The 10377-nt window shown below is 69.3% G+C and carries 14 protein-coding genes; 7 read left to right on the forward strand and 7 right to left on the reverse strand.

The window, feature by feature from the left end; all coding sequences use genetic code 11:
- Nucleotides 1–906: GTP-binding protein (locus tag EON91_RS12480; protein ID WP_292095270.1), on the reverse strand; the 906-nt coding region annotated here is incomplete at its 3' end.
- A gap of 148 nt (nt 907–1054) precedes the next feature.
- On the opposite strand from EON91_RS12480, the gene EON91_RS12485 reads away from it, so the two are divergent.
- On the forward strand, nt 1055–1225 hold the full coding sequence (locus tag EON91_RS12485) for a hypothetical protein (RefSeq protein ID WP_292095273.1): 171 nt from the start codon (nt 1055–1057) through the stop codon (nt 1223–1225).
- A gap of 232 nt (nt 1226–1457) precedes the next feature.
- Here EON91_RS12485 and EON91_RS12490 read toward each other — a convergent pair whose 3' ends face one another.
- The 3 genes from EON91_RS12490 to EON91_RS12500 form a co-directional block, all read right to left on the reverse strand.
- Complete coding sequence (locus tag EON91_RS12490; RefSeq protein ID WP_292095275.1) at nt 1458–1838, reverse strand: hypothetical protein; 381 nt, start codon at nt 1836–1838, stop codon at nt 1458–1460.
- Nucleotides 1839–1980: 142 nt separating this feature from the next.
- Complete coding sequence (locus EON91_RS12495; protein ID WP_292095278.1) at nt 1981–2541, reverse strand: hypothetical protein; 561 nt, start codon at nt 2539–2541, stop codon at nt 1981–1983.
- A gap of 127 nt (nt 2542–2668) precedes the next feature.
- Nucleotides 2669–2995: a DUF1491 family protein gene (locus EON91_RS12500; RefSeq protein WP_292095279.1), complete on the reverse strand. Its 327-nt coding sequence runs from the start codon at nt 2993–2995 to the stop codon at nt 2669–2671.
- 57 nt (nt 2996–3052) lie between these two features.
- On the opposite strand from EON91_RS12500, the gene EON91_RS12505 reads away from it, so the two are divergent.
- The gene (locus EON91_RS12505; protein WP_292095283.1) at nt 3053–3919 is read left to right on the forward strand and encodes a hypothetical protein; all 867 of its coding nucleotides are present in this window, start codon (nt 3053–3055) and stop codon (nt 3917–3919) included.
- A 168-nt stretch (nt 3920–4087) separates the two neighbouring features.
- On the opposite strand, the gene EON91_RS12510 is transcribed toward EON91_RS12505, so the two are convergent.
- Nucleotides 4088–5698 (reverse strand): HAMP domain-containing sensor histidine kinase, encoded by a 1611-nt coding sequence (locus EON91_RS12510; RefSeq protein ID WP_292095285.1) that lies wholly within the window; start codon nt 5696–5698, stop codon nt 4088–4090.
- 257 nt (nt 5699–5955) lie between these two features.
- Between EON91_RS12510 and EON91_RS12515 the strand changes: the two genes are divergently transcribed.
- From EON91_RS12515 to EON91_RS12530, 4 genes are all read left to right on the forward strand, one after another.
- Nucleotides 5956–6384, forward strand: coding sequence for a SufE family protein (locus EON91_RS12515; RefSeq protein ID WP_292095288.1), 429 nt, complete (start codon nt 5956–5958; stop codon nt 6382–6384).
- 101 nt (nt 6385–6485) lie between these two features.
- Entirely contained in the window at nt 6486–7064 is a 579-nt protein-coding gene (locus tag EON91_RS12520; protein WP_292095291.1) for a hypothetical protein, read from the forward strand.
- A 76-nt stretch (nt 7065–7140) separates the two neighbouring features.
- Nucleotides 7141–7815 (forward strand): hypothetical protein, encoded by a 675-nt coding sequence (locus EON91_RS12525; protein WP_292095292.1) that lies wholly within the window; start codon nt 7141–7143, stop codon nt 7813–7815.
- A gap of 27 nt (nt 7816–7842) precedes the next feature.
- Entirely contained in the window at nt 7843–8511 is a 669-nt protein-coding gene (locus tag EON91_RS12530; RefSeq protein WP_292095295.1) for a hypothetical protein, read from the forward strand.
- On the opposite strand, the gene EON91_RS12535 is transcribed toward EON91_RS12530, so the two are convergent.
- Together EON91_RS12535 and EON91_RS12540 are read right to left on the reverse strand one after the other, a co-directional pair.
- Nucleotides 8502–9221: a DUF6456 domain-containing protein gene (locus EON91_RS12535; RefSeq protein ID WP_292095296.1), complete on the reverse strand. Its 720-nt coding sequence runs from the start codon at nt 9219–9221 to the stop codon at nt 8502–8504. The genes EON91_RS12530 and EON91_RS12535 overlap by 10 nt on opposite strands.
- Complete coding sequence (locus EON91_RS12540) at nt 9218–9571, reverse strand: chromosomal replication initiator DnaA (RefSeq protein ID WP_292095298.1); 354 nt, start codon at nt 9569–9571, stop codon at nt 9218–9220. The genes EON91_RS12535 and EON91_RS12540 overlap by 4 nt, the downstream gene beginning before the upstream one ends.
- Nucleotides 9572–9895: 324 nt before the next feature.
- Here EON91_RS12540 and EON91_RS12545 point away from each other — a divergent pair.
- The coding region (locus tag EON91_RS12545; protein WP_292095301.1) for a response regulator transcription factor at nt 9896–10377 on the forward strand (482 nt) is incomplete at its 3' end.

The raw sequence follows: 10377 nt of genomic DNA on the forward strand, positions 1-10377 counted from the left end.
GGCGGGGGCGTTGCGGGTCTCGGGCGGGGCCTCTTTCCTCGCCTTCATGACCTTGGGCGCCGGGGCCCATTCGCCGATGGCCGCCAGCAGTTCGTCGATGCCGAAGTGGCGCAGGGCCGAACCCCACAGCACGGGCGTCAGGTGCCCCTCCAGAAACGACTGGCGGTTGAAGGCCGGATAGCCGGCCTCGACCAGCTCCAGCGCCTCGGTCATGGCGGCGTGCTCGCCTTCCTCGAAATACCGTGCGGCGTCGGCCAGGGGCAGGGCGTCCGGGTGTTCGGCGTCCGCGTTCGAGCCGGCGACTTTTTTCGCATAGGGTTGGAATTTGCCGGTGCCCAGCTCGACCATGCCGCGCAGGCGGTTACCGCTCTCGGCCGGCCACCAGATCGGGGCCGGGTCCAGTTGCAGCCGGGACGCGATCTCGTCCAGCAGGGCCATCGGGTCCTGCGCCTCGCGGTCCAGCTTGTTGATGAAGGTGATGATCGGAATGTCGCGCAGGCGGCAGACCTCGAACAGCTTCAGCGTCTGCGGCTCGATGCCCTTGGCGGCGTCCAGCACCATGATGGCGCAGTCGGCGGCGGTCAGGGTGCGATAGGTGTCCTCGGAAAAGTCCTCGTGACCCGGCGTGTCCAGCAGGTTGAACATCTTGGCCACGCCGTCCGACGTGGTGTGCTCGAACGTCATGACCGAGGCGCTGACCGAAATACCCCGTTCCTTCTCGATCTTCATCCAGTCGGACTGGGTGCGCCGGTTCTCGCCGCGCGCCCGCACGGCGCCCGCCGCGCGAATGGCGCCGCCGGCCAGCAGGATATGCTCGGTCAGGGTCGTCTTGCCCGCATCCGGGTGAGCGATGATGGCGAAGGTCCGGCGGCGACCGGCCTCTTCGGCGAGCGTGAGTTTCGACATGGCGCGCGCACTACCGCGTCGGGCCGCGAAAGTCACCAGAGCGTGAGCGCGGCAATAACCCCTCGCCAAGCGGGGCTTTTGGAGTCAGGCTTCGCCGTGTGAGACGCCCGGCCATCGCAGCGAGGCGCCGCAGGGAAAGGAAACGACCATGGCCACGACGGCTCCACGGGCGACATCCGCCGCTCAATCCACCATTGCCGCCGCCCCGCGTTTGAACGCGCACGGCAAGCCGTTGCACCCGGTGTTCGGCCTGATTATCGGCTTCGGCGCCATCTGCCTGGTGGCGGTGGCGGTGCACGCGCTGTTCGCGGCGATCTGACCCTGCGATCCTCCCCTGTGAAGCGCAGCGAAACGGGGGAGGGGGACCATGCGCAGCATGGTGGAGGGGGCGAGATCGGGCGCCATGTCTCTTGTGCCGTCATCCTCGGGCTTGACCCGAGGATCGGATTGTCCGCCTGCGCGACTTGGGAATGTCCAGTGCGCCGCTTCGCTCGATCCTGGGGTCAAGCCCGAGGATGACGGTGAAAACGAGCCTGGCAGCGTGCTGCGTCTTAGGCCGCCATCCGGCCCCAGACGACCTTGTCGGCGCTGACGGCGTCCAGCCGGCCCTTGCGGGCGCGGGTCTGAAGTTGGCGGATGATGGCGTCGGGCAGGGCGCAGAAGCGCGGCTCGACCAGTTCGGGCGCGCAGTTTTCGGCCGGGGCGGCGAACAGGGCCGCGTTCACATCGGGCGACCGCTCGGCGATCAGCCAGGCCAGACGCCGCGCCCGCACCGGATCGTTCCGGTGCAGCAACGGGTCCTCGGCGAACAGCTCGCAGCCCAGCTCCAGCACATAGTCAAAGCCCAGCTTCTCGAAACGCCGCGCGTCGGCGGACGTGACCGGGCAGGTCTCGTCCAGGTCGAACACCACGTCGTTCAGCAGAAACAGCATCGGGGCCTACTCGCCATCACGTCGACGCTTCTGGTCGACAGGGCCACCCTAGGCGCCTTGGCTTGCGGTTCCGTTCCCGAACGCGGTTAAGGATTCACCACCGGTCGCGCGGCCGTTCATGGATGGGAAACCGACATCAGCCTCAGCCGGGACGATAGGGGCGATAGTCCGGACGCGGGGTCGGCTTTCCCTCATGCCGGGTCAGACCCTGGGCGTCCCGCGCATTGGGAGCCATCTCGTCCATGAAGGTCAAACGGCACGAGGCGTCGGCTTCGTCGCCGATGGCCAGCAACTGCACCTGGCCGGAAAGCGTGGGCTCGTACCACACGCTGTTGGTCCAGCCGCTGTCCGGGCCGCCCGACTTGTAGAAGGAGTCGCCATAGAGCGCGTCCAGCTCGGAGCGCTTGACCTGGCACTGTTCGTATCCTTCCGGGAACTCGATCCGGTAGCTGACCAGCTTGCCGTCCCGGAAAAAGAAGTCCATCGGCGTCGCCTGGCCGTTCAGATTCTCGACGCTCACGACACCGAGTTGGCCGTTCTCGTCGGGCAGCCCCGTCTGCGCGCGGGCGCGTCCGTCCAGCGTCCGGATCACTTCATTCGAGGTCATGCCCCACTTCAGATCCTTCAGGGTTCCGCTCTCGGCCTCCTGAGCCGCGCAGCCGGCGCTGGCGATGATCCCTGCGGCGATCAGAAGATGTCTCATGTTCCCAGCCCTATGATGCGGCGAAGCCCGCGCGCCTATTGTCGTGCTGCGTGGGATGTCGTCGATGCGCTTGCGGCCAACTTACGGCGAACCTGCGATCAGCGGCTTTCGTAGCCTACCGTCGGGCTTAACCCACCTTCTCCGTCAGGAAATGCCGGCCCTGGCGGTCTTCGATCTCGACCACCCACAGGTCGGGGTCGTATTTGCGCTGGCGCTCGATATAGGCGTCCAGTTCGCTTTCCTGCTCGCTCTCGACCGGCTGCATCCAGAACCGTTCGCCGTCGGTCCCGAAGGCTTCGCTATACAGGCGGGCGCGGCGTTCGGCGGTGTTGAAGGCCTTGACGATGACGGCGCCGGCGCGGTCGTCGCCCTTTTTCACCACGGTGGCGTAGGCGCCCTCCAACTGGGCCCGGCGGATCAGGGCGCCCACCCAGACGTCGGTCGACAGTATCATTTAGGTAACCCTGCTCGGAAACCGGACCGGAACGCCTGATGCGTTAGATCGCGTCCCATGAGGATAAACGTTTCCCTCTTCGGCGCCAGAACGGCGCCCATCAAGGCGCTTTGGGCGGCGGCGGGCCTTTGCGCCCTGCTGACCGCGGCTGCGCCGGGCGTCGCCATGGCGCAGGCCAATCCCTATTACGAGCGCGCCTTTGTGCTGGAGGCGCACGCCCGCTGCGACCTGTTCCAGCCGGCGGTCGCCGCCGCCCTGGACGCCGCCGCGCGTCAGGCGCGGGGCGCGGCCCTGCGCGCGGGGGTGAACGAGATTTCGCTGAACGCCTCGGCCGGACGGGCGCGCGGGCGGGCCGCCGCCGTGGCCTGCGCCGACCCCGAACTGGGCGTGGTCAAGCGCCGGGTAGAGGGCGCCTTCGCCGGCTGGTCGCGCACGGCGCGGATGAATTTCGAGGGCGTGCGCGCCGCCTGGATCGCCGACCGGTTCGACACGCCCGGCTGGCGGCTGAAACAGGCGACCGTCACCGGCGCCTCGCCCGTCACATTCGGTCTGGACGAACAGGATCGCGGCGCCGCCGTGGTGTCGTTCGTGGGCAAGCCGCGCCCTTACGGCGCCCGCATCATGTTGCGCGATCCGGCCGTGGCGCCCCGCGCCTGGCCGGGCGTCCTTCCGCCCGAGGGGCTGCGCCGCGCCGTCTGGGCGTCGGGGTCCGAGCCCGCGCCGCGCGCCCTGCTGACGGGTGGGCAAAAGGCCGGCGACCTGTGGCGCTTCTCCGACGCGGCCATCGACGCGGTCGAGGCGCTGGACCCGCGTGAGGTCTTCACCGTCGAGTTCCTGTTCCGCGACGGCAGCGTCGCCCGCGCCGAGTTCGAGGCGGGGGATTTTTCTGCCGGTCGGGCGTTCCTGGCGATGGGGCGGATCTAGACGCGACCTTCTCCCTCCCCGTCCCGGGGAGGGTGGTCGCCGCGAAGCGGCGAGCGGGTGGGGAGGGCTTGGCGATGCCGGGTGCTGCGGATGTTCAGCCCTGCCGCCCCCACCCGGTTTCGGCCTGACGGCCTCAACCACCCTCCCCGGGACGGGGAGGGAGAGGGTTCAGTTCGCCACGCCGATCGGCACGACCTCGGCGCCCGCCATGGGCACGACCGGCATGCGCACCGTCACGGCCGTGCCTTCGCCCAAGGTGCTGTCGATCGACATGCGGCCGCCGTGCAGTTCGGCGAAGGCGCGGACCAGCGACAGGCCCAGGCCCGTGCCCTGCGAGCGTTGATCGGCGTCGCCGGCCTGTTCGAACGGCCGGCCCAGGCGTTTGACGTCCTCGGGCGCGACGCCGACGCCAGTGTCGGAGACGATCAGCTCCAGATAGGGGCCGACGGCCTCGACCGTCACGGTGACGGCGCCGCCGGGCGGGGTGAATTTCAGGGCGTTGGACAGCAGGTTCAGCGCGATCTGCTTGACCGCGCGGCGGTCGGCCTGGACCTCGACCGCCTCGGCGGGCAGGACGGCGGCCAGCGCCAGCCCCTTTTCGTCGGCCGGCAGGCGGACCAGCGCCATGGCGTCGGACACCGCGTCGCGCACGTCGAACCGTTCGATCTGCAGCTGATAGCGTTCGGCCTCGATCTTGGACACGTCCAGCACGTCATTGATCAGGTCCAGCAGATGACCGCCCGCCTGGTGGATGGAGTCGGCGTATTCGGCATAGCGGCCGGGCAGGGGGCCGAACAGCTGCTGCTTCATGATGTCCGAGAAGCCGATCACCGCGTTCAGCGGCGTGCGCAGTTCGTGGCTCATGTTCGCCAGGAAGCGGGTCTTGCCGGCGTTCTGGGTTTCGGCCTCGGCGCGGGCGGCCTCAAGCCCCGCCTCGCGGGCGTGGGCCAGGGTGCCGTCGAACGCCTGGGCGATCAGGCGCGGCCCGCCGCCGGGCGCCGGATCGAACCGCCGCAGCAACAGGACGATGCGCCGGTCCAGCGCCAGACGCGGGGCGAAGCGGGTCTCGACCTCGGCGCCGGTCATGGCCTTTTCGATGGCCGACAGGACCAGCGACCGGTCGGGCGCGTGGACGGCGGCGATCAGCCCCTGGTCGAACAACGGCTCGACCGGCAGGGCCGGCGGCGGCGCGCCATAGGCGGCCAGGATGCGGCCCGACGGCTCCAGCAACAGGGTCAGGCCGGGCTGGCGGGCCAGCACCGTCTCGATCCGCTCGACCGATCCGACCACGGCGGCCAGGCGTCGCTCGGACGGGGCCAGGGCCAGTCGGGCCGACAGGGCCGCGGCCACTGCGGCCAGCAGGCCGGTCGCAGCGGTCAGGCCGGGCAGGGCCTGGTCCGGGCCCCCCAGCAGCGCCGACATCAGGCCGGTCAGCACGGCGATCCCCATGCCCAGGGCGCCGCCCTGGATCAGACGCCGCCCGCCCAGGGCCACGCCAGCGGCCAGCGGCATGAACAGGAAGCCCGACAGCGGCCCGCCCAGCCCGCCGGTCAGGCCCGACGCGGCCACCGCCGCCAGGCACCACACGAACAGGATGGCCAGCCGCTCGTCCCGACGGTCGCGCCACAACAGGATCAGTCCCGCCAGCCCCGGCGCGGCCATGGCCAGCACCCCGATCAGCACGGCGCCGCCCATGCCGGGGTCCAGCAATCGCCAGCCCAGCGCCAGCAGCGCCACGGCCCCGGCCCAGGCCGCGTGCCAGGTCGCCAGTGCGGGCACCCCCTCGCGCGGGCGAGGGGTGGCGCTGGTCCTGACTTTGGTCGAAGGCGAAGACGGCAAGGAAGGCCCGGAAACAGTGGCGGCGAAGGGCGGCGTCCGGACAGGCCGGGCCGACCGCGCAGCTTACGCGCCCCACTGTGGCGGCGCGAGGGCGCTCCCGTCGCAGGGGATATGGCGACGGGGGACGGATGGCGAATGCCTGGGGGCGAATAGCAGATGGCGTTGTCTGATCCGCGCGTCCGGCCTATCTGCGGGCCATGACCGCCGCGCCCGCCCCCATCGACGACGTCCTGGCCGAACTGGTCGAGGAATTCGACCTGCTGGGCGACTGGGAAGGGCGGATCGAATACGTCATCGACCTGGGCAAGGGTCTGGAGCCCCTGCCCGAGGAAGACCGGATCGAGGCCAACAAGGTGCCCGGCTGCGCCGCCCAGGTCTGGCTGACCACGCGGCGCCGCGATGACCGGCTGCATTTCATGGCCGACAGCGACAGCGCCCTGTCCAAGGGCAATATCGCCCTGTTGCTCAAACTCTATTCCGACCGCGCCCCGGCCGAGATCCTGGCCTTTGACGCCCGCGCGGCGCTGGATCGCCTGGGCCTGCCCTCGGCCCTGACCCGCCAGCGCGCCAACGGCCTGAACAGCATGGTCGGCCGCATCCGCGAGGCGGCGCTGGCGGCGGCATAGAACGTAAACTCGTCGTATTTTCGGGCGCCCGTCGTTGCGTCCGAGACACGGAGCCGGACGTCCCGCATCCAGCATGACTGGTTAAGTCGGAGCAATTGTCCATGCGCGCGTCCCCCCTCGCCGCCGCCCTTTTTCTGTCGCTGATCGCGGCCCCCGCCGTGGCCCAGGACTTCCTGGGCCGTCTGGCCCAGAGCTCGGCCGAGGCCGCAGCCCGCAGGCTGGCGAACCGCGCCGTCGATGCGGCCACCCGTCCGCGTCCGGCGACGCCGCCTGCCGCCCGTCCGGCGGCGCCTCCGCCTGCCGCCCGTCCGGCGGCGCCTCCTCCCGCCGCGCGGCCTGCGGCCCCCGCCGCCACTGCGGCCCCGGCTGCGGCCGCAGCTACAACCGCAGCCCCGGCGCCGGCCGAAGCATCCGCCGCCTCGGGCGCCAGCATCACGGTGCGCAACAAGATGGCCGTCATGTCGTCCGACGGCGTCCGCGTCGCCGAGGTCATGCACGTCCCGAACAACGAGCGCGTCTATGGGCCGGGCGAAATGTTCTTCACCGCCGACACCTATTACAATCTGCGCCGCATCTATGGCCGCGAGGCCACCGTCAGCGGCGATGCCGTGCATCTGAAGATGACCGCCGCCCAGTTCCGCGCCCGGCTTCAGAACCCCGACGACGTCCGCAACCCCTAGGCGCCGGCATCCTCTGAGGCTTCCCTGACTGCGGGTCGGCCGGCCGCGCATGTCCAGATCGTGGATTGAGACCGTCATGTTCAGAACACTGGGCGCCGTCGTCGCCAGCCTGCTGATCGCCGTGGCGGTCGCCCCGTCCGCGCACGCCTTTGTCGATGACGAAGTCGTCGGCCTGCCGGGGATGCGCGACAACAAGGAGCCGCCGGTCGGCATCCCCTTCGTCCTGCCCGAGGGGGTGGAACTGGTCGAGCCGATCCTGAGCTACAGCTTCTTCGACGAGAACGACTGCAAGGACCCGGAAGAGGAAGGCCCCACGCAAGAGTTGGGCAACCCGGCCGGCGCCGTGCAGCTCTGCCTGGTGTTCAACAACAAGACCGGCGGCCCAATCAATATTGGGTTCCCGCCCGGGGTCATCGTCGAGTCCGAAAGCACAGAAACGCAGAACGGCATCCTGATCCAGTCCGCAGACATCGAGGTTCCGGCAAAGCAGGTTTTCGTAAAGCTCAAATTTGACTGCATGAACGTCACAAGGGGCGCCCCGACCGGCTTTTCCGGCGCCCGCTATCGCCTGGGGCCGGTGACGCAGCATCCGCATATCGTCGAGGCGCTGCGGCTGCTAGCCGACCGCGACCTGTCCAGTATGAACGACGGTGCGGCGGCGAGTGCGATTCTGGCAGACCTGTACGACGGCGATCCTCTGACCGCCCGCCATCGCGCCGAGATCGCCGAACTTCCGGCCAAGCAGCCCTAACCCCCTGCGTCACCTCTGGAACACGCCATGTCCCTGACCCGAATACTGGCCGCCGCAATGGCGGTCGCGACCCTTACCCTGACCTTGTCGAGCGCTGCCCTCGCCCAGGATGACCCGCCGGGGTTCGGCGAAAACAACCGCGCCCGGCCGACCGGCACGCCGTTCGTCCTGCCCGAAGGGATCGAACTGACGATCGTCAGTTACAATCCGTTCGATCCCGACGGCTGCAAGCGGCCGGACGCCGAGCCGGGCGAGGAGCCTCTGCCTGTCCAGGGTCCAGCCACCGGCCAGGTGAATCTTTGCTTCCAGTTCTATAACCGGACGAACGACCATTTCGAGTTCGAGATGCCACCTGGGATCATCACCATCTCGACCAACTGGAAAAACCAGAATGGCCTAGTGTTCCAGTCGATGAAGCTCGAAGTCCCGTCTGACCAGCCCATGTACGCGCCCATCAAAGCGGATTGCATGAACGCCACGATCAGCGCCCCGGGCCCGGGCATTCCCTATGAACTTGGCCCCGTCACCGACAACGAGGACATCCGCGAGGCTCTGGGCCTGATGGCCGGGGCGGATCTCAGCGACCCGATGGTGTCGGCCACCGCCAGCATGCTGATGAAGCCGCTGTACAAGGGCAAGCCGCTGACCAACGACACCCGCCGTCAGCTGATGGAGCTGCCGCGCCGTCAGGGCTGAGCCAGGCCATAGTGCGTCGCCAGCGCCTGCAGGCCCTGTTTCAGCATGATCTTGCCCTGGCGGCGACGCAGACCCAGCCCTTCCTCGGCCAGTTTCAGCGAGCTGCCGTGGATGCAGATCTGCTCCACGATCCGGCGCAGGCGTGGGCCACAGGCGATCAGCGCCGCCTCGACCCGCGCGGCGGCCGACAGGGCGCGGTCGGTCGGCTCGGCCCGCGCCGACGACCCGCCGCCCGAGCGGGGCAGGGCGTCCCAGCGCATGGTCAGAGACGGGCCGCGCAGCGCGGTCTCGGCCTCGGCCCGCAGCCGTTCCCCCGCCGCGACCTGGGCCGAGCTCAGCCACGGGCGGCCGGACGCATCCTGACGCCGGGCCAGCCAGGCGATGGGGCTTTCGCCCAGATTGGCGCGCCGCGCGGTGACGCGGCCGTCCACCTCCATCACCGGGCGCTGGCCCTCGATCACGCCCGGGCGGCCGGGGGCGGGACCGTCCGCCGTCGCCCTGACCATCCGCATCGCCCAGCCGCCGCCGGGCCGCACGACCAGACCCGGCGCGGCGATCAGGGCGTGAAACGCCGCCTCGTCGAACGTCAGATGCACCCGGTCGCGCCGCGTCGGTCCCAGCCGCAGGGCGTAGCCGTCTTCGCCTTCGTCCACCCAGGCGCCGGGCCGGCCCAGCAAGCTGCGGATGCGCGGCAGGCGGCGGTCGCTCATATGCCCGGCTCCCACTGCGGGGCGTCCAGCACGGCGCGCGCCACCTCTTCCAGCCGGTCCAGCAGGGCGTCCATGGCCGGGCGGTCGCGCGCGTCCTCGGCCCAGCGACAGGCCGCGCCCACCGTGGCCCGGTTCAGCGCAAAGGCGTGGCCCACCCGCTCCAGCGGCCAGCCGAAGGCGACGTGCGACAGATACAGCGCCAGCCACCGCGCCCGGCAGGCGGGCGGCGCCAGCCGGTCCCCCTTCATTCGCTCGGCCGAAACGCCGGTGGCCGCCGCCACCAGTTGCAGGGCCAGGCCCGCCCTGATCCGGTCGTCCTCTGCGACCGGCACCCGATACACTGTGTTCATTCCGTCCTCCCTGACGCGCGATGGCTGTGATAGGAACATAGTCCTATTCAACGCCAGGATCGGTCGTAGCGGACGAGCGCGGCGCTTCTCCCCCCATGGAATGGGGAGGGGACCACGCAGTGGTGGAGGGGCCGACGCGGCCGCGCCCGAACAAATTAACGAATCGTTGACTCGGCCCCTCGACGGCGATTCGCAAATCAGCCTACGATTCGATCATCGGATGGCGTTAACCGTTCTTAAGGTTTTCGGCTGTTAACGTCCGAACAAGGTTACCCGGCCGCGGGGCGTCCGGTCCACGATCAAGCTTTGCCTGGAGGGGCATGAATGCGTGTTCTGCTGATTGAAGACGATCACGCCACGGCGCAAAGCATCGAGCTGATGCTGAAGTCGGAAGGCTTCAACGTCTACACGACCGATCTGGGCGAAGAAGGCATCGATCTGGGTAAGATCTATGACTACGACCTGATCCTGCTCGACCTGAACCTGCCCGACATGAGCGGCCTTGAGGTCCTGCGCCAGCTGCGCGTGGGCAAGATCAACACCCCGGTGATGATCCTGTCCGGCAGCCACGAGATCGAGACGAAGGTGAAGACCTTCGGCGGCGGCGCCGACGACTATCTGACCAAGCCCTTCCACAAGGACGAGCTGATCGCGCGCACCCACGCCGTGGTCCGTCGTTCCAAGGGCCACGCCCAGGCCATCATCCACACCGGCGAGATCGCCGTGAACCTGGACGGCAAGACGGTCGAGGTGAACGGTCACCGCGTCCACCTGACGGGCAAGGAATACCAGATGCTGGAGCTGCT

It is taken from the genome of Brevundimonas sp., from assembly GCF_004210735.1.
GTDB lineage: Bacteria > Pseudomonadota > Alphaproteobacteria > Caulobacterales > Caulobacteraceae > Brevundimonas.